Raw genomic sequence first — 19,513 nt, 5'->3', positions numbered from 1 at the left:
ATTACATACTATTAAATAGTGCACTATATATTTGACTCTAAAAAGGGGGCACGCCATCCGGCCCATGTCCCTGTCTGCATTGCTCTTGCTCTGCGGCGTCTGACTAGTCGCCGGTATTCTTGTGCAGGCGCGCCCGCAACTGCATCAATTCTTCCTTGATCGCCGCCAGTTCCGCAGCGGTCGATTCGGTGGCGCGCAAGACTTCACGCGGCAACTCGACGGCCTTCTCCCGCAGCGCGTCGCCCTCGGCGGTGAGCGAAATGACCACCTGCCGCTCGTCGCTGGCTGCGCGCTCCCGGGTCACCAGGCCCTGCGCTTCCATGCGCTTGAGCAGGGGCGTCAGCGTGGCCGAATCCAGCACCAGGCGTTCACCGATCTCGGAGACGGTGAGCTCATCCTGCTCCCACAGCACCATCAGCACCAGGTACTGCGAATAGGTGATGCCCATGTCGCGCAAGAGCTTGCGGTAGAGCTTGCTCATCGACAGGGATGTCGAATACAGCGCAAAACACAACTGGGCATCCAGTAGCGGGGCCGCCTTGCGTTTGTCTGTTTTCGATACCATGGAACGCAGTTTAGCGAGGTCAAAATTAAATAGCAAGCTATTTAATTGAAATATCTGCCATCGTTGTCACGTCAGATTCCTGACAATACCCGCCCTCCTCCTGAAATCCCTACGGCGCTGTGCTAGCCTTCGCTCTTTGATCAGCGAGGAGACCGGGATGAAAGTCGCAGTGATGGGTGCAGGCGCGGTGGGCTGTTATTTTGCCGGCATGCTGGCGCGGGTCGGGCATGAGGTGGTGCTGGTGGGCCGGCCGCAGCATGTGGAGGCCTTCAACACCCGCGGCCTGCGCCTGGAAACCAAGGCCTTCGACCAGACCATCGCGGTCAAGGCCAGCACCGATGCAGCCATTGCCGCTGGTGCGGAGCTGGTGTTGTTCTGCGTCAAGTCGCCCGATACCGAAACTGCCGGCGCGCAACTGGCGCCCCATCTCGCGCCCGATACGCTGGTGCTGAGCCTGCAGAACGGCACCGACAACGCCGAGCGCCTGCGCACCGTGCTGCGCCAGCCGGTAGCGGCCGCCGTCGTCTATGTGGCCACCGAGATGGCCGGACCTGGGCACGTCAAGCATCATGGCCGAGGCGAGCTGGTCATCGAGCCCGCAGCGGGGAGCCGCGCTGCCGCCGATGCGCTCGTCGCAGCGGGGGTACCCACCGAGATATCAGACAATGTGCGCGGCGCGCTCTGGCTCAAGCTCATCATCAACTGCGCCTACAATGCCCTCTCGGCCATTGCGCAACTGCCTTATGGCAAGCTGGTCGAAGGCCCTGGCATCTCCGAGGTGATTGCCCAGCTGGTGACTGAATGCAAGGCAGTTGCTGCGGCCGAAGGCGTGAGCTTGGCCGGCGACGTGGACAGCGCCGTGCGCAAGATCGTCCAGACCATGCCCGGCCAGTTCTCATCCACCGCCCAGGACCTGGCGCGCGGCAAGCCCAGCGAGATCGATCACCTCAATGGCTTCATCGTGGCACGCGCCCAGGCGCATGGACTGTCCACCCCGGTCAACCTGACCGTCCATGCCCTGGTCAAGCTGATCGAAAGCAAGGCTCGCTAAACCTGTCCCCCCTCATCAGCCGAACAGTCTGGCGTCAAACTGGAACAGCTTCTTTTCCACCACCTTGATGCCAGACATCTGCGGATGCAGCGGATTGAGCAAGACATTGAAATCGCTCGGACTGACGACCGAGGGCACTTTCATCATCAGGTGTTTTCCCTCTTCTATCCAGTGCTGCCCGATGGCCGCCGTGCTGGCCGGGTCACGCGTGATATCGGCCCAGTCCGGCGGCAGGCTCGGCACGTAAGCCTTGCGCAGTTCGGCATCGGGCGCCTCCAGCACGATCAGATAGTAGTGGGCGCGGGGCATGAGCCCGGCCATGTGGACCAGGGATTCGAGCAAGGCCGTCGAGGCGCTGCAGCAGGTGTAGAGCACTCGCAAGCCACGCGGATTCCAGCGTCCGCCACTCAAGGCTGCGCCATTGCCTGAGATATCTTCTGCTGCGTAGTGACCTGGCTTGTCCTTGGCCAGGCGGTACAGTTTCACGCAGCCACTCCAAAGGCAATGCGGGAGAGAATATCGCGCACCCGGTCATAGCCGGGTTGGGTATCGAGCACTTCCAGCGGGGTCATGCCGCCCAGCGCCGCATTGGCGCGGCGCATCCATTCGGCGGCCAGCTCCTCATCCTCGAACACGTCCGCCGCCTGCTCGCGAATGTAGAGCACGCGGGCGATGCGGTCGGATTCGGAACCGGAGAGTCGTTCCTTTCGGGAAATCTTGCGCAAGATGGTGGAGCTGGGCAATCCCAGGCCGGCCAGCAGCGTCTGCAACGGAATCTGCAGCAGCTCCCTGGCCACCCGCTCGGCGATGATGGCGTCCATGCCATCGCGGATGGTGCGGCCCTGGCTGATCGGATCCATGCTGGCAAAGCGCTGGAAGTCATTAGGCCTGGCACCCAGTCCCTGGCTGCCTTTGCTCACTACGCGGATGCTGCTGGATCGGGTTGCCATGGCCTGCCTCTCATCTGGGAATTGTTACCCTCTCATCCTAGAACCTTCTCAAACGAGAGTCAACAAACAACCAAACGAGAAAAGAAGCAAAACGCAGCCGCTCAGCGCAACATCGCCGACATGGCCGAAAGACTGTTGAGCACCCGCACCGCATATTCCGCCGTGGGGGCATCAAACTCCACGCTGACATTGTCGCAACGTTCCACGATGGGCAACTGGCTGAACAGGTCGGCCAGCGCCACCGTCTGCGCCTGCAAGCGGCAGCGCAACGGCCCGCGCAGGGGTCGCGCAGGCATGGCCTGCGGATCGGCCAGCCAGGCCGCCACGGCCTGTTGCGCGCGCGCTTCCAGCAAGGCGCAGGACTGCTGGGGCGTGAGCGAGTCGCCGCTGTTGGCGCCATAGGCCTTCTTGGTCTCGGCAAAGACCGCGTGGGCAAACAGGGGCTGGTTTTCTTCGATGAAGGCATCGTCGCCACTGCCAAAGATCACCGGTGCCCCGTGTTCGGCAGCCAGCGCGCCATACAGGCCGGCCTCCCCCATTTCCTGCCCATCCAGCCAGACGCGGGCAAAGGCGAAGCTGTTGGTGGTGTGCGCCAGGATGCCGCGCCCCTGCGCCCGCGAGTGATAGCCCACCAGCATGACCGCATCGATGTCGTGATCCACGCCGCCCATCATCCCCAGCACGCGCGGCTTGCCCAGCACCATGCGCGCCTGCGGGTGCAGCAGGTCGGGCAAGAGGTTGCGGAAACCGCCGTGCGAATCATTGACCTTGATGGCCGTAGCGCCTGCGGCCAGCGCGCCCCGGATGACGGCGTTGGCCTCCTCGGTCATCCAGCGCCGGGCGCGTTCGTATTCGCCGTTGCCAGCGCGGGTCTGCTCGGGATGGAAGACCCCGGCCACGCCCTCGATATCGACGGAAACCAGGATGTTGGCGCGCTTGCTCATGGGAGGTTCTTTCAGGAATGCCATTCAGGAAGCCAGCCGCTCGCGCAGACTCATGCGTACATGGCCGTCGCGCCCGCGCACGGTCTGGGCGGCCAAGAGCGCATGGACGATGGCCTGCTCGACACTGTCAGCAGCGGCATGGAACAAGGGGTCCAGCAGGTGATCGGCCAGCAGCGCCATCTGCACGCAGTCGGCCTCGGCCTCGATCTGCTGCGCCGTGGAAAAGGCCAGCGCGATATCGCCGCTGCCATGGCCATAGGCCGAGCCGGTACGCGCCAGGCCCGCGCCGGCGCGGGTGGCCAGGCGCTTCAACTGGCGTGCATCCAGCGGCGCATCGGTGGCCAGGATCATGATGATGGACCCCTTCTCGGGCGCGCTGTCGCTGCTGCCCTGGCCCGCCAGCTGCGCGCCCAGTGGCTCGCCAGCAAGGATCAGCTCAGGCAGGCGGCCAAAATTGGAGAGCACCAGCGCGCCCACCGTAAAACCCTGCGCCGCCTTGCCCAGCGCCACGCAGCGCGAGGCCGTGCCAATGCCGCCCTTGAGTTCGAAGCAGGACATGCCCCGTCCCGCTCCTACCGCGCCCTGGACGACCTCTTCCGACAACGCCTGCAACGCCGCCTCGAAATGCGCCGGTTGCACCGCCATGCGCTGCAGGTCGTTGAGGTAACCGTCATTGCATTCCAGCACCAGCGGATTGACCGTGGGCAGGCTGCGGCCGCATTCGGGATTGGCGCGCAGGGTGTGGCGGATCTGGGCCTCCAGCAGCGCGCCCACGGCAAAGGTGTTGGACAGCGCAATGGGCGTCTCCAGCGTACCCAGCTCTTCCAGCTGCACCAGCCCGGCGCTCTTGCCGAAGCCATTGATGACGGCCGCCGCCGCCGGCAGCTTGTGGGTGAAGAGATTGCCCGGGTGCGGCGCGATCACGGTCACGCCGGTCTGCACCGCGCCGTCATCGAGCGTGCAATGCCCTACGCGCACGCCCGCCACATCGGTGATGCTGTTGCGCGGCCCGGCGGGCAAGCGGCCTATATGCGGTACCGGCAAACTCATTGCATCAACGCTGATCAATCTTGGGATCGAGCGCATCGCGCAAGCCATCGCCCAGCAGGTTGAAGGCCAGTACCGTAAGGAAGATAGCGATGCTGGGCACCAGCGCGACGTGCGGCGAAGTGACCATGTCGGCGCGGGCTTCGTTCAACATCAGGCCCCACTCCGGGGTCGGCGACTGCGCGCCCAGGCCGAGGAAGGACAAGCCTGCGGCAGTGATGATGGAGGTGCCGATACGCATGGTGAAATACACCACGATGGCCGAGATGGTGCCGGGGAAGATGTGCTTCCACATGATGGTCATGTCAGAGGCGCCGATGCTGCGGGTGGCCTCGATATAGGTCAGGTTCTTCAACTGCAGCGTATTGCCGCGCACCAGGCGCGCAAAGGCCGGGATGCTGAACACCGACACCGAGATGATGACGTTGATCATCCCGCCGCCCAGGATGGCGACGATGCCGATGGCCAGCAGGATGCCGGGGAAGGCGAACAGCACATCGCAGATACGCATGGTGATGCGGTCCCACCAGCCTTCGTAGTAACCGGCGAGCAAACCGAAGACGGTGCCGATCACCGCGCCGATGGCCACCGAGAAGAAACCCGCCGCCAGCGAGATGCGGGTGCCCATGACGATGCGACTGAAGATGTCGCGGCCCAACGAATCCACGCCAAACCAATGCACCCAGGTGGGTGGCGAATTGAGGGCGTCGTAGTCGAAGAAGTTTTCCGGATCGAAGGGGACGATCCACGGCGCCAGGACAGCCACGGCGACCAGGAACAGGATGAACACCCCCGCATACACGGCCAGATGCTGCTTCTTGAACTTGCGCCAGAATTCGCGCCAGGGCGTGCGGATCTTCTGGCCGCTGGCGGCCACAGCAGGACCGGGCGGCGGCAAGGGGGCGCCGGTATCGGAGACGGGTGCATTGGAGAGCGACATGATTCCCCTCACTTGAAGCGGATGCTGGGGTTGATCACGGCATAGAGCACGTCCACCACCAGGTTGATGAAAATGAATTCCAGCGAGAACAGCAGGATCTCGGCCTGGATGACGGGGTAGTCACGCATCTCGACGGCGTCCACCAGCAGGCGGCCCATGCCCGGCCAGTTGAACACCACCTCGACCAGGATGGAGCCGCCCAGCAGGAAGCCGAACTGCAAGCCCATCATCGTCACCACCGGAATCAAGGCATTGCGCAGGCAATGCTTGATGACCACCACGGTCTCGGTCAGGCCCTTGGCGCGCGCGGTGCGCACGAAGTCCTCTTGCAGGATCTCGATGAAGGAAGAACGGGTAAAGCGCGCCATCACCGCCGCCACCGCCGCGCCCAGCGTGATGGAGGGCAGGATGTAGTGAAGCCAGGTATCGTCGCCGACCGTGGGCAGCCAGCCCAGCTTGACCGAGAACACCTGCACCAGCAGGATGCCCAGCGAAAAGGCCGGGAAGGAAATGCCCGACACCGCCAGGGTCATGCCCAGCCGGTCCGGCCACTGGTTGCGCCACACCGCCGAGGAAATACCGATGATGAGGCCGAACAGCACGGCCCAGACCATGGCCACCACGGTCAACCACAGCGTGGGCCAGAAGCGCGCGCTGATCTCTTCGGATACCGGACGCTTGGTGCGGATGGAATGGCCGAAGTCGCCGCGCGCGGCATTGAGGAAGAAATTGACGAACTGCTCCGGCAAGGGCTTGTCCAGGCCGAGGTCGGCGCGCACCAGCGCGACGGTCTTGTCGTCGGCCTCGGGACCGGCGGCCAGCCGCGCCGGATCGCCCGGCAGCAGGTGCACGAACAGGAACACCAGCACCGCTACCAGCAGTAGCGTGGGAATGAGGCCTAACAGGCGTTTGATGACAAAGGAAAACATGATGCTCTCTAAGATGGCCTCGCCGGGGAAACCCACCCGCGCTGGTTGCCGCGACGGGCCGCCGCCCATCGCAAGAATACTGCCGGCGGCGCCGCTGCGACGCCGCCGGAGAGGTACTGCCTGACTACCGCCGTACTACGGCCGTACTACTGCGGCTTACTTGACCAGCTCGATGTTCTCGAACTCGATGGCCTGGTCAGGCATCACATAGACGCCCTTGAGGTTCTTGTTGCGCGCATAGAGCAGTTTTTCGGTGACCAGGAAGGCCCAGGGTGCGTCCTTCCAGATTTCCTGCTGGGCGTCCTTGTACAGGGCTTCCTTGTCCTTGCGCTCGGTCAGGGTCAGCGCCTTGGCGATGTCGGCATCGACCTTGTCATTCTTGTAGTAGGCGGTGTTGTACAGACGCGGCGGGAAGGATTCCGAGGCCAGCAGCGGACGCAACGCCCAGTCGGCTTCACCGGTGGAGGACGACCAGCCGATGTAGAGCAGGCGCACCGGTGCGGTGGCCGGGTCTTGCCAGCTTTCCACGCGTTCCACGCGCTGACCGGCTTCCAGGGCCTGGATCTTGGCCTTGATGCCCACCTGCGCCAGTTGCTGCTGCAGGAACTGGATGATCTTCACCGCCGTGCTGTGGGTATAGGCCGACCACAGTTCGGTCTCGAAGCCATTCGGATAGCCCGCCTCGGCCAGCAGCGCCTTGGCCTTCTTCACGTCATAGGGCCAGGGACCGGTCTTGTAGGCATAGTCCACGCCCTGCGGCACCACACCGTCCATCGGCACGGCGTAGCCATTGAAGGCCACCTTGACCAGCGCCTGCTTGTTGATGGCGTAGTTGATGGCTTCGCGCACCTTGGGGTTGTCGAAGGGCTTCTGCTTGGTGTTCATCGACATGTAGCGCTGGATGATCGAGGGCGCCGCCACCACATCCAGGTTGGATTTGCTCTTCAACAGGTCGGCCTGCTCATAGGGCAGCGGATAGGTGAACTGCGCCTCGCCGGTCTGCATCATGGCCGAGCGGGCGTTGTTGTCCACCACCGGTTTCCAGATGATCTCATCGACCTTGGGATAGCCCGGCTTCCAGTAGCCGTCGAACTTGGCCACCTTGACGTAGTCGGTCTGCTTCCATTCCACGAACTTGAAGGGACCGGTGCCCACCGGGTGGAAGGCGATGTCCTTGTTGCCGTATTGCTTGAGCGCGGCCGGCGAGATCATCACCGCAGACGGGTGCGCCAGCACGTTGATGAAGGCCGAGAACGGTTCCTTCAGGACCACCTTGACGGTGTAGTCGTTCAGGATCTCGGTCTTGGCGATGCGGTTGAAGAGGTTGTAGCGCTTCAACTTGTTGTCCGGGTTGGTCACGCGGTCGAACACGGCCTTGACAGCGTCGGCCTTGAAGTCGGTGCCATCCTGGAACTTCACGCCTTGCTTCAAGCGGATGGTGTATTCCAGGCCATCCTTGCTGACCAGGTAGCCTTCGGCCAGCACCGGGATCAGCTTCATGTCCTTGTCGAAGCCGAACAGGCCCTGGTAGAAGGACTTGGCCATGGACAGCGAGAGCGTGTCGTTGGCGTCGTACGGGTCCAGCGTGGTGAAGGTCGAATAGACCGCCAGGGTCACGGTCTTGGCCGCGAAGGCATGCGCTGCGGCGAACTGCAGCGTGGTACCCAGGGCGGCGACAGCCAGCCATTTGGCCGCCGACACTCCCTTGTGAGTTGCTGTTGTAGACATGTGGTCTCTCCTGATCAGTAGACGGTAAACAGAAAACAGTAAAGCGAGGTTGGTACGACGTAATTGATTTTTACTGCCTGGACTGCATTTTTGTACAACATCAAAAAACCGGAACGCACCGCTGCTCAGAAAGCGCCGGCAATACGGTGCTGGGCCACGAAATGCCCCGGCGCCACTTCCTGCAAGGGTTCGACCTTGGGCTCATCGCCTACCAGCCGGATCGGGCTGGGAATTTCATCGGTCAGCAGCTTCTTGCCCGGCTGGCGCAGGGTCGGATCGGCCACCGGCACGGCGGCCATGAGCTTGCGCGTATAGGGATGCTGCGGATTCTCGAAGATCGCCCGGCGCGGGCCGATCTCTACGATCTGTCCCAGGTACATCACCGCCACCCGATGGCTGATGCGCTCCACCACCGCCATGTCGTGCGAGATGAAGATGAAGGAGATGCCCAGCTCGGCCTGCAAATCCAGCATCAGGTTGACGATCTGGGCCTGGATCGACACATCCAGCGCCGACACCGATTCATCGGCAATGACGATCCTGGGGTTCAGCGCCAAGGCGCGCGCAATGCAGATGCGCTGGCGCTGGCCGCCGGAGAATTCGTGCGGATAGCGCTGGCCATGCTCGGGCGTGAGGCCCACGCGGGTCAGCAGCGCATCCACGCGTTCCTGCGCGCCCTCCTTCATTCCATGCACCAGCATGGGCTCCATGATGGAATAGCCGACCGTCATGCGCGGGTCCAGCGAGGCGAACGGGTCCTGGAAGATGAACTGGATGTCGCGGCGCAACTGGCGCAATTCCGAACGTGGCAACTGCGCCAGATCGCGCCCGCCGAACTCGACCTTGCCGCCGGCGATATCGACCAGGCGCAGCAGCGAGCGGCCCGTGGTGGACTTGCCGCAACCGGATTCGCCGACGATGGCCAGGGTCTCGCCGGCATACAGATCGAAGCTGACCTTTTCCACCGCATGCACGCGCTGCCTGACGCGACCGAAGAGGCCGCTCTTCACATCGAAGCGGGTGGTCAGATCGCGCACCTTGAGGATGGGCTGGCGTTGCGCGGCAATCTCGGCCTGGGCCTGCAATTCGCTGGCGATCAGGTCGGGACGCGCCTCGGCCTGGGGCGCGATGCCAAAGCGCAGCGGCTTGTCGGTGCCGCGCATGGAACCCAGACGCGGCACCGCGGCCAGCAGCGATTGGGTGTAGGGATGGGCCGGTGCGGCAAAGAGCGCCTTGACCTCGTTCTCTTCTACCTTCTCGCCCCGGCACATCACCACCACGCGGTCGGCCACTTCGGCCACCACGCCCATGTCGTGGGTGATGAAGATCACGCCCATCTGCATCTCCTGCTGCAGCGAACGGATCAGTTGCAGGATCTGCGCCTGGATGGTCACATCCAGCGCCGTGGTCGGTTCATCCGCAATCAGCAGCGAGGGCTTGCAGGACAGCGCCATGGCGATCATCACACGCTGGCGCATGCCGCCGGAGAGCTGGTGCGGATGGCGGCCCAGCACGCGCTTGGCTTCGGGGATGCGCACCATCTCCAGCATGCGCAGGGCCTCGGCCTGGGCAGCGGCGCGTCCCAGCCCCTGGTGCAGGCGGATCGATTCGGCGATCTGCTCGCCGACGGTGAAAACCGGGTTCAGCGAGGTCATCGGTTCCTGGAAGATCATGGCAATCTCCGCGCCCCGGATGCTGCGCATGGTGGCGTTGTCGGCCTGGGCCAGGTCCAGCCTCTGGCCGCTGCGGCGCAGGAACTGCATGCTGCCGCTGGCGATCTTGCCGCCGCCATGTTCGATCAGGCGCATGATGGCCAGCGACGACACCGACTTGCCCGACCCCGATTCACCGACGATAGCCAGGGTCTCCCCCTGGTCCACATGGAAGGACAGGTCGCGCACCGCATCCACGGTCCGCTCGGAGGTGGAAAAGCGCACGCTCAGGTGATTCACGTCCAGCACGCGTTGTGACTGTTGCATCTTGATTCTCTCCTGCTGGGCCGCGTCAGGCCTGGGCTGCGTAGATGGCCGTGACCGCGGCCAGCTCGCCGCGTCCGTAGGCGCGATACATGCCCTCGGTATTGAAAGGCAGGGCCAGGTTGCCCTGGCCGTCGATGGCGATGACGCCGCCGCGTCCGCCGACCTTGGGCAAGGTCTCGAACACCACGGCGTGGCTGGCCGCCTCCAGGCTCTGGCCGGCATAGGCCATGCGGGCGGCGATGTCGTAGCAGGCCGCAGTGCGCATGAAGGCTTCGCCGGTGCCGGTGGCCGAGACCGCGACAGTAGCGTTGTTGGCGTAGCAGCCCGCGCCGATGATGGGCGAGTCGCCCACGCGGCCCGGCTGCTTGTTGGTGATGCCGCCCGTGGAGGTGGCTGCTGCCAGGTTGCCGAACTGGTCCAGCGCCACTGCGCCGACGGTGCCGAACTTGTGGTCGGGGTCGATGGGCTCGGCGGGGGCTGCCGCTTTTTCCGCGAAGGCGAAGGAAGAGGCATCGTGGTCCAGCATGGCGCGCGACTGCCCGCGCACGCGCAGCCATTGCTCATGACGGGCATCGGTATGGAAATAGGCCGGCTCGACCGTGACCGCACCATGGCGCGCGGCGAAGGTTTCGGCAGCGGGGCCGACCAGGAGCACGTGCTCGCTGTGCTCCATCACCGTGCGCGCCGCCAGGACGGGATTACGCAGGCGGGTCACGCAGGCCACCGCACCCGAGGCGAGGTCGGCGCCGTTCATGACACAGGCATCGAGCTCGTGCTTGCCTTCGCTGGTATAGACCGCACCGTGGCCGGCATTGAAGAGCGGACAGTCTTCCAGCAGGCGCACCGCCTCGGTCACGGCTTCCAGCGCCGAGCCGCCGGCATTGAGCACGGCCTGGCCGGCGGCCACGATGTCGGCCAGGGCCTGGTGGTAGCGGGCTTCGTCCTCGGCCGTGAGCGAGGCACGGGTGATGGTGCCGGCGCCGCCGTGGATGGCGATTACGGGAATGGTCATGCTTTGGTCTTTCGTCGGGTTGAAACGTCCTTGGCGATCTTGGCGATCTTGGCGGTCTTGGCGGGCCGTGCGGCCCTGCTCACGACCGGGCGTTGTTGCTGCTGCGGCAGGTACAGCCAGGGCAGCACGAATTCGGCCATCTGCGAGGCGGCCTGCACCGAGCGCCGGGCGCGATGAGCCACGGCATCGCACAGCGCCTGGATCAGGATCAGCGCGGCTGCATCCGAGGTGGGTGAAAGCTTGCGGTCGGTCTGGGCATAGATGGTCACATCGGCCAGCGGCACCAGGGGCGAGCCGGGGCTGTCGGTGATGGCCAGTATCCTGGCGCCCTTCTCCACCGCGCGCTGAGTCAGCCAGACGGTATCGGCGGCATAGCGCGGAAATACCATGGGGATGACCAGGTCGCGGTTGTCGAGTTTGAAGAATTGCCGGCCTGCCTGCGAAGGACCACCGGCCAGCGCCACCGAGGACACCGTGCGCACATAAGGCTCCAGCGCATGGGCCATCAGGCCGGCCAGATAGGCCGATGCGCCAAAGCCGGTAATGAAGATGCGCTCGGCCGCCAGGATCATGTCCACCGCCGCTTCGCAATCGGAGGCCGTGAGCATGCGACGCGTGGCTTCGATATTGGCGATGTCGCTGTCGAAGGCCGCCGCCATGATCTCGGCGCTGGTGGCGGCGCGCTGGACTTCATTGCGCAGCTTTTCGACCGGCGCCAGGGTGGTGGCGAAGTCCGACACCAGCGCGGCGCGAAAGGACGCATAGCCGTCAAAACCCAGTGCATGGGCAAAGCGGTTTGCGGTAGCGACCGAAATGCCAGCCGCTTCCGAAAGCTCATCGATGGTCATGGTGGCCGCGCGAAACGGATTGCCCAGCACATAGTCGGCCGTCTTGCGGTGCGACTTGGACAATTGCGCATACAGCTTGCCCACCGCCTGCGCGACCGCGCCTGCGCCCTGCAAGCTGATGTTCTTCTGCTGTTGCGTCACCGTCGGCCATCCCGTTTTTCTTGATCGTCATGATGTCGTCGCCGAAAATGATATAAATCATTTCCATGCGGCTCACCACCCCACTACTGCACCGGTATTCAGGTCGTATTTATCATGCAGCGAGAGGTGATCAACTGTCCCTGCCCGCTGAAAAAATGTAAATATATTTTCATTTTCTTCGAGAGTAAAGAAAAAATACTTTCAAATTTCGAATATCGATATAACGCACCAGAAGCACACAAATAAGACGACGTAATGCACCAGATCAACACAGGAAGCCAGCAGTGTTATGGCGCAGCGCACCAAAACTGACGCGCCGGCTATTCGCCTGATGGCGATAAAATACGCCCTTCCTTCCGCCTGAAGCACGTATGAACATCCGCTTTCTCGAAACCTTCGTCTGGCTGGCCAGGCTGCGCAATTTCCGGCTCACCGCCGAACGCCTGCACACCACCCAGGCCGCCGTCTCCAGCCGCATCGCCTCGCTCGAACAGGACTTCGGCGTGCGCCTGTTCGACCGCAGCGCGCGCGAGGTGGCGCTCACCGCCGATGGCAGCAAGGCGCTGGTGCATGCCGAGCGCATGGTCAAGCTCATGCGCGAGATGAAGGAAGACATGTCCGACCGCGAAGTCTATGCGGGCGTCATCCGCATCGGCGTGATCGAATCCATCGTGCACAGCTGGTTCCCGGATTTCCTCGGACGCTTGCACAAGACCTTCCCGCGCCTGCAGATCGAGATCGTCAGCGACACCACTATCCACCTGCACGAACAGTTCAGCAAGGGCAACCTCGACCTGGTGCTGCAGGCCGAAGCGGTGATCGGCCCGCAGGTCAGCAATCTGGCGCTGTGCGAATTGCCCATGCGCTGGGTCGGCAGCCCCAAGCTCGACATCGGCAGCGAGACCTTGTCGCTGGCCGACCTGGCGGCCTTCCCCATCATCAGCTTCGCCCGCAACTCGGGGCCGCATGCGGTGATCGAGCGCCTGTTCTCGGGCAGCCAGCGCAGCGAGCGCACACTGCACATCAATTGCATCGCCTCGGTGGCCACCATGATCCGCCTGGCCACCGATGGCTTTGGCATCACCGCCGTGCCGCCAGCCATCATCCAGCGCGAACTCAATGAAGAGAGCCTGCACCTGCTGAGGGTGGATACGGAATTCCCGGCGCTGGTGCTGATCGCCTCGTTCCGCTCGGACCATGAGAATCCGCTGACCGAAACGGTGGCGCGCATTGCCCAGGAAACCGCTGCCGATTTCGCACTCAATTGGGGCCACGAGATCGCCCGCCTGCCCGCCCCGCTGAACTGAAGAGCGCGCCCGCCCCCGCCGCAGCGGGCCGGCGCGGCAGGCCGGGCTTGCGCGCACAGCACCATCCTGAAGCAAACCCTGCCCTGCTTTTGCTCATAAGATTTTTCAATCAAGCCTGCTCAGATTTTCTTGTTGGACAGCGCCTGCCCCGCATCCCCATACTGATTTCAGACCGAGACGGCAGCACCGTATGAACCCGGCATGCCGGATTGCCTCTGCAGCTCCGGCCACATCTTCATTTCCAACAGACCACAGCACGACGCCGCAGCAGCGGACGCCGGCATTACCCGAGGAGGTTTTCATGTCCTATTCCCCATCCGCAGCGGCCACGCCTGCGGCCCATGCCAGCGCGGCAGCGCCGCTGGAAGTCACCTACCGCAAGATCGCCTGGCGTCTGATTCCCTTCCTGGTCTTCCTGTTCGTGCTGGCCTGGATCGACCGCGTCAACGTCGGCTTTGCCAAGCTGCAGATGCTGCAGGACCTGCAGTTCTCGGAAGCGGTCTATGGCTTGGGGGCAGGCATCTTCTTCATCGGCTATTTCATCTTCGAAGTCCCCAGCAACCTGCTGCTGGAAAAGATCGGCGCCCGCAAGACCCTGGCGCGCATCACCATCCTCTGGGGGCTGGCGTCGATGGCCATGGCCTACGTCACCACGCCGACCAGCTTCTACGTGCTGCGCTTCCTGCTGGGCATCTTCGAGGCCGGCTTCTTCCCCGGCGTGGTGCTGTACCTGACCTACTGGTTCCCGGCCCAGCGCCGCGCCCGCGTCAATGGCCTGTTCATGACGTCGTTCGCCATCGCGGGCGCAGTCGGTGGTCCCATTGCTGGGCTCATCATGAGCGGCATGGAAGGCGTGGGGCATCTGGCCAACTGGCAGTGGCTCTTCATCCTCGAAGGCATTCCCTCCATCCTGGCCGGCTTTGCCGTACTGGCCTGGCTGCCGGAAAAACCGGCCAACGCCAAGTGGCTCAGCGAGGCGGAAAAGAACGCCGTCACCCAAGTGCTGGCCGCCGAGAACAGTGCGCCGGGCAAGCATTTCTCCTTCAAGGATGCCTGCACCAACTATCGCGTCTGGATCTGTGCCGCCGTGTATTTCTGCGTGGTCAGCGGCAACGCCACCATCGCCTTCTGGGCTCCGTCCATCATCAAGGAAATTGGCGTGAAGGGTAACCTGCAGATCGGCCTGATCTCGGCCATCCCCTTCGTGGCCGGCACGCTGGCGATGATCTGGAACGGCTTCCATTCCGACAAGACCGGCGAGCGCCGCCTGCACAGCGCCATCGCCACCCTCATCGCCTGTATCGGCCTGGTCGCCACCGGCATGACGCTGGGCAACGCCACCCTGGCGCTGTGCTCGCTGACACTGGCAGCCATCGGCATCCTGGCGGCCTTCCCGGTGTTCTGGTCCATCCCCGGCGCCTTCCTGGCCGGCACCGCAGCCGCTGGCGGTATCGCCCTGATCAACTCCATCGGCAACCTGGCCGGCTTCGTTGCGCCCTTCATGATCGGCGCATTGAAGACCAGCACCGGGTCGCTGTCCTCGGGCCTGTACTTCGTTGCGGCGCTGGAACTGCTTGCCAGCTTCCTGGTGGTGGTGTTCATCAGGAAGTCCTGAACCCGCCCTTCCCCTCTCCCATTGACATTGATTCACCCTGTTGGATAGACACTCATGAAGCTGACCTTTACCCTCCCCGATCAATCCTCCCTCCAGGCCGAGATCCACACCCTGGTCATCGCCGGCTGGGCTGGCCGCGACATGGCCGCCATCGAGCACCACATCGAAGAACTGGAAGCCCTGGGCATCTCCCGCCCCAGCGCGGTGCCGCTGTTCTACCGCGTCTCGGCCAACCAGCTCTCGCAAGCCGCTCAGGTGCAGGTGCTGGGCGAAGCCTCCTCCGGTGAAGTGGAGACCTTCGTCTTCAACGCCGGTGGCGAACTCTATGTCTCCATCGCCTCGGACCATACCGACCGCAAGCTCGAAGCGCACAGCGTGGCCTTCTCCAAGCAGGCCTGCGTCAAGCCGGTCGGCACGACCGCGTGGAAGCTGGCGGATGTAGCCGAGTACTGGGATGAACTGGTGATCCGCTCCTGGATCGAGGAAGACGGACAAACCAAGCTCTATCAGGAGGGCCCGCTGGCCTCGCTGCGCACCCCGACCGACCTGATCGAACGCTTCACCGAAGGCGGCGCGCAGCTGCCCGAAGGCTGCGGCATGACCTGCGGCACCGTGGGCGCCATCGGCGGCATCCGTCCGGCCGCCTCCTTCACGATGGAATTGTTCGACCCGCGCCGCCAGCGCGCCCTGCGCCATCGCTACGTGGCGCAGTCGCTGGCCGAAGTGGCCTGAGCGCTCCCCCGCTGCGGCCGGCCAGGCCGGCCGTTTTGTGGGATGTCCGCAGCAGTGCGATACTGCACGCTTTGATCGCCTGCGGGCGTCCCTGCCTGAGAACCACGACTTCCTCATCATGCCAAGCACACTCTCCCGACTGGCCGCCGACCTCGATGCCGGCCGCATCACTTCCCTGCAACTGACCGAACAAGCCCTGGCCCGCATCGCCGACCCGGCTGGCGAAGGCGCGCGTGTCTTCACCCGCGTCTATGCCGAGCAGGCGCGCGCGGCAGCCCGCGCCTCCGATACCCTGCGCGCAGCCGGACTGTGCCGCTCGCCACTGGAAGGTGTACCGGTCTCGGTCAAGGACCTCTTCGACGTGGCCGGTGAAACCACCCTGGCCGGCTCCGTCGTCCTGCGCGGCAAGCCCGCGGCCACCGCACATGCGGCCGTGGTGCAGAACCTGATGAAGGCCGGCGCCATCGTCATCGGCAAGACCAACATGACCGAGTTCGCCTACTCCGGCCTGGGCATCAACCCGCACTACGGCACGCCGCAGAACGCCTGGGAGCGCAACATCGGGGGCGGCCGCATCCCGGGCGGCTCTTCCTCCGGCGCGGCCATTTCGGTCACCGATGGCATGGCCTTTGCGGCAGTCGGTTCGGACACCGGCGGCTCGGTGCGCATCCCCTCGGCGCTCAATGGCCTGACCGGCTTCAAGCCGACGGCGGCGCGGGTGTCCATGCAAGGTGTACTGCCACTGTCCGCCTATCTGGATTCGATTGGCCCGCTGGCTGTATCGGTGCAATGCTGCGCCATCATGGACGCTGTCCTGGCCGGTGAAGACTATGTACCCGTCCTTGCGCACCCGCTGCGCGGGCTGCGCCTGCTGGCGCCGACCAATGTGGTGCTGGATGGCATGGACGACACCGTCGGCCAGGCCTACCGCACAGCGCTGGGCAAGCTGGCCGCCGCCGGCGCCATGATCGTGGAGGCCGAAGTGCCGGCCTTCAACGCCCTGGCGGCCATCAATGCCAAGGGCGGCTTCACCGCCGCCGAGGCCTACGCCTGGCACCGCGCGCTGATCGCCGAGAACGCCGCCGGCTATGACCAGCGCGTAGTCTCGCGCATCCTGCGCGGCAAGGACATGAGCGCCGCCGACCTGCTGGACGTGCTGCACGCCCGCCCGCGCTGGATCGCCGAGGTCGAGGTGCAACTGGCCGGTTATGACGCGCTGGTCATGCCCACCGTCCCCATCGTCGCCCCGCGCATTGCCGAGCTGCAAGCCAGCGACGATGCCTACTATGGCGCCAACGGCAAGATGCTGCGCAATCCCACGCTGATCAACTTCCTCGATGGTTGCGCGCTGTCCCTGCCCTGCCACGCCCCCGGCAGTGCGCCGGTCGGGTTGTCGTTGGCGGCCTGCGCCGGCCAGGACAAACGCCTGCTGTCCATCGGCCTGGCGGTGGAGGCCTTGCTGGCGGCCTAAGTCGCTTCTGAGTCGCTTATTTGCCACTTTGACAAGGCTTGTGCTTGCACAAGCCTTTTTTATGCGCGTAATTAACCGCAGTTACCAGCGGTTACCAACAGCTCCTGCCCTGAAGGGAACATTTCCTCGCCCCGGACGCCGAATTCCTGGAATTTTCATTAGAATGCGCTTTTGCAGCGCACGATAGCCCGAGCTGCGGGCCTCGGCGCTGGGCAAACAGAGACACGACAACCCTTCCGGCATCAGCCACGACCACTCATCTGCATGGCAACCAAGAAAACCTCCCCGTCCGACTACAGTGAATCATCGATCCGCGTCCTCAAGGGACTGGAGCCGGTCAAGCAGCGCCCGGGCATGTACACCCGCACCGAAAACCCGCTGCACATCCTCCAGGAAGTGATCGACAACGCCTCCGACGAAGCGCTGGGCGGCTATGGCAAGAGCATCATCGTCACCATGAACGCCGACGGCAGCGTCAGCGTGGAAGACGATGGACGCGGCATTCCCGTGGGCCTGCACCCGGAAGAAAAGGTCCCGACCGTCGAGATCGTCTTCACCCGCCTGCACGCCGGCGGCAAGTTCGACAAGGGTTCCGGCGGCGCCTACGCCTTCTCGGGCGGCCTGCACGGCGTGGGCGTATCGGTCACCAACGCCCTGGCCACGCGCCTGGAAATCACGGTCTGGCGCGAAGGTGGCGTCCACACCCTGGCCTTCTCGGGCGGCGACGTCATCGAAAAATTGCAGTCGCGTCCCGCCACCCGCGACGACAAGAAATCCGGCACCCGCGTCACCGTCTGGCCCGACGCCAAGTATTTCGACTCCCCCACCATCCCCATGGGCGAGCTGCAACGTCTGCTGCGCTCCAAGGCGGTGCTGCTGCCGGGCGTGAAGGTCACGCTGAACAATGGCAAGACCGGCGACAGCCAGAGCTGGCAATACGACCAGGGCCTGCGCGGCTACCTGATGGAACAACTGGCGCAGACCGGCAGCGGCGAGACCCTGATCCCGCTGTTCGAAGGCGAACAGTTCGCCGGCAAGGATGCCGAAGGCTTCGCCGAGGGCGAAGGCGCATCCTGGGTGGTAGCCTGGACCGAGGAAGGCGCGGTGGTGCGCGAGTCCTACGTCAACCTGATCCCAACCTCCAACGGCGGCACCCATGAATCGGGCCTGCGCGAAGGCCTGTTCTCGGCCGTGAAGAGCTTTGCCGAGATGCATTCGCTGCTGCCCAAGGGCGTCAAGCTGCTGGCCGAGGACGTCTTTGCACGCGTCTCCTTCGTGCTCTCGGCCAAGGTGCTGGACCCGCAATTCCAGGGCCAGATCAAGGAACGCCTGAACTCGCGCGATGCCGTGCGGCTGGTGGCCGGTTACTCGCGTCCGGCGCTGGAGCTGTGGCTGAACCAGCACGTCGAGTACGGCAAGAAGCTGGCCGAGCTGGTCATCAAGCAGGCCCAGAGCCGCCTGCGCTCGGCGCAGAAGGTCGAGAAGAAGAAGTCTTCCGGCGTGGCCGTGCTGCCCGGCAAGCTGACCGACTGCGAATCCTCGGATGTGACACGCAATGAAATCTTCCTGGTCGAGGGCGACTCTGCCGGCGGCTCGGCCAAGATGGGCCGCGACAAGGAATTCCAGGCCATCCTGCCGCTGCGCGGCAAGGTCCTGAACGCCTGGGAAACCGAACGCGACCGCCTCTTCGCCAACAATGAAATCCACGACATCGCGGTAGCCATCGGTGTCGATCCGCATGGCATCAATGACACCCCGGATCTGTCCGGCCTGCGCTACGGCAAGATCTGCATCCTCTCCGACGCGGACGTGGACGGCTCGCACATCCAGGTGCTGCTGCTGACGCTGTTCTTCCGTCACTTCCCCAAGCTGATCGAGAACGGCAACATCTGCGTGGCGCGTCCCCCGCTCTATCGCGTCGATGCGCCAGCGCGCGGCAAGAAGCCGGTGCAGAAGCTCTATGCGCTGGACGATGGCGAACTCGAAGCCATCGAAGACAAGCTGCGCAAGGATGGCCTGAAGGAAGGCGCCTGGAGCATTTCCCGCTTCAAGGGCTTGGGCGAGATGAATGCCGAGCAGCTGTGGGAAACCACCATGAACCCGGACACCCGCCGCCTCTTGCCGATCAGCTTTGGCGAGCCCGGCGTGCAGACCTCGGAAGAGCGCTTCAACATGCTCATGGGCAAGGGCGAAGCCGCCTCCCGCCGCGCCTGGATCGAAGAGCACGGCAACGAGGCTGAAGCGGACATCTGAC

Annotated in this window: 17 protein-coding genes; 6 read left to right on the top strand and 11 right to left on the bottom strand. The window is 64.1% G+C overall.

Annotated elements, in window-relative coordinates:
* Positions 1-103: 103 nt before the first annotated feature.
* A complete protein-coding gene (locus BGK68_RS15545; RefSeq protein ID WP_075257842.1) occupies positions 104-565 on the bottom strand; it encodes a MarR family winged helix-turn-helix transcriptional regulator in 462 nt (153 codons plus the stop codon).
* Between the two features lie 52 nt (positions 566-617).
* On the opposite strand from BGK68_RS15545, the gene BGK68_RS15540 reads away from it, so the two are divergent.
* Complete coding sequence (locus BGK68_RS15540) at positions 618-1,616, top strand: ketopantoate reductase family protein (protein ID WP_324617642.1); 999 nt, start codon at positions 618-620, stop codon at positions 1,614-1,616.
* A 15-nt stretch (positions 1,617-1,631) separates the two neighbouring features.
* Here the strand turns inward: BGK68_RS15540 and BGK68_RS15535 are convergent, their stop codons facing one another.
* From BGK68_RS15535 to BGK68_RS15490, 10 genes are all read right to left on the bottom strand, one after another.
* On the bottom strand, positions 1,632-2,102 hold the full coding sequence (locus BGK68_RS15535; RefSeq protein WP_075257840.1) for an RES family NAD+ phosphorylase: 471 nt from the start codon (positions 2,100-2,102) through the stop codon (positions 1,632-1,634).
* On the bottom strand, positions 2,099-2,566 hold the full coding sequence (gene parS / locus BGK68_RS15530; RefSeq protein ID WP_075257839.1) for a type II RES/Xre toxin-antitoxin system antitoxin: 468 nt from the start codon (positions 2,564-2,566) through the stop codon (positions 2,099-2,101). Before parS ends, BGK68_RS15535 begins: the two co-directional genes overlap by 4 nt.
* 101 nt (positions 2,567-2,667) lie before the next feature.
* Positions 2,668-3,510 carry a M55 family metallopeptidase gene (locus BGK68_RS15525; RefSeq protein ID WP_075257838.1) on the bottom strand — a complete coding sequence of 281 codons (843 nt, stop codon included), beginning with the start codon at positions 3,508-3,510 and terminating at the stop codon, positions 2,668-2,670.
* 24 nt (positions 3,511-3,534) lie between these two features.
* Positions 3,535-4,560, bottom strand: a complete 1,026-nt coding sequence (locus tag BGK68_RS15520; protein ID WP_143433070.1) for a DmpA family aminopeptidase — start codon at positions 4,558-4,560, stop codon at positions 3,535-3,537.
* Between the two features lie 4 nt (positions 4,561-4,564).
* A complete protein-coding gene (gene gsiD, locus BGK68_RS15515) occupies positions 4,565-5,497 on the bottom strand; it encodes a glutathione ABC transporter permease GsiD (RefSeq protein WP_083657822.1) in 933 nt (310 codons plus the stop codon).
* A gap of 8 nt (positions 5,498-5,505) precedes the next feature.
* A complete protein-coding gene (gsiC, locus tag BGK68_RS15510) occupies positions 5,506-6,426 on the bottom strand; it encodes a glutathione ABC transporter permease GsiC (RefSeq protein ID WP_013233847.1) in 921 nt (306 codons plus the stop codon).
* A gap of 156 nt (positions 6,427-6,582) precedes the next feature.
* Complete coding sequence (gene gsiB / locus BGK68_RS15505; protein ID WP_075257837.1) at positions 6,583-8,154, bottom strand: glutathione ABC transporter substrate-binding protein GsiB; 1,572 nt, start codon at positions 8,152-8,154, stop codon at positions 6,583-6,585.
* Positions 8,155-8,279: 125 nt separating this feature from the next.
* Entirely contained in the window at positions 8,280-10,133 is a 1,854-nt protein-coding gene (locus BGK68_RS15500) for a dipeptide ABC transporter ATP-binding protein (RefSeq protein WP_075257836.1), read from the bottom strand.
* Positions 10,134-10,158: 25 nt separating this feature from the next.
* Positions 10,159-11,145, bottom strand: a complete 987-nt coding sequence (locus tag BGK68_RS15495; RefSeq protein WP_075257835.1) for an isoaspartyl peptidase/L-asparaginase family protein — start codon at positions 11,143-11,145, stop codon at positions 10,159-10,161.
* Positions 11,142-12,134: a MurR/RpiR family transcriptional regulator gene (locus BGK68_RS15490; protein WP_075257834.1), complete on the bottom strand. Its 993-nt coding sequence runs from the start codon at positions 12,132-12,134 to the stop codon at positions 11,142-11,144. Before BGK68_RS15490 ends, BGK68_RS15495 begins: the two co-directional genes overlap by 4 nt.
* Positions 12,135-12,505: 371 nt before the next feature.
* Between BGK68_RS15490 and BGK68_RS15485 the strand changes: the two genes are divergently transcribed.
* From BGK68_RS15485 to BGK68_RS15465, 5 genes are all read left to right on the top strand, one after another.
* Positions 12,506-13,441, top strand: a complete 936-nt coding sequence (locus BGK68_RS15485; RefSeq protein ID WP_075257833.1) for a LysR family transcriptional regulator — start codon at positions 12,506-12,508, stop codon at positions 13,439-13,441.
* A 301-nt stretch (positions 13,442-13,742) separates the two neighbouring features.
* Positions 13,743-15,056: an MFS transporter gene (locus BGK68_RS15480; protein WP_075257832.1), complete on the top strand. Its 1,314-nt coding sequence runs from the start codon at positions 13,743-13,745 to the stop codon at positions 15,054-15,056.
* A gap of 54 nt (positions 15,057-15,110) precedes the next feature.
* Positions 15,111-15,788, top strand: a complete 678-nt coding sequence (locus BGK68_RS15475) for a DUF2848 domain-containing protein (protein WP_075257831.1) — start codon at positions 15,111-15,113, stop codon at positions 15,786-15,788.
* A gap of 118 nt (positions 15,789-15,906) precedes the next feature.
* A complete protein-coding gene (locus BGK68_RS15470; protein ID WP_075257830.1) occupies positions 15,907-17,259 on the top strand; it encodes an amidase in 1,353 nt (450 codons plus the stop codon).
* Positions 17,260-17,523: 264 nt separating this feature from the next.
* A complete protein-coding gene (locus tag BGK68_RS15465; RefSeq protein WP_075257829.1) occupies positions 17,524-19,512 on the top strand; it encodes a DNA topoisomerase IV subunit B in 1,989 nt (662 codons plus the stop codon).
* Position 19,513: the final 1 nt, after the last annotated feature.

Source organism: Herbaspirillum camelliae (assembly GCF_001929405.1).
Taxonomy (GTDB): Bacteria; Pseudomonadota; Gammaproteobacteria; order Burkholderiales; family Burkholderiaceae_D; genus Herbaspirillum; species Herbaspirillum seropedicae.
This window is presented reverse-complemented; position numbering and strand designations above follow the sequence as displayed.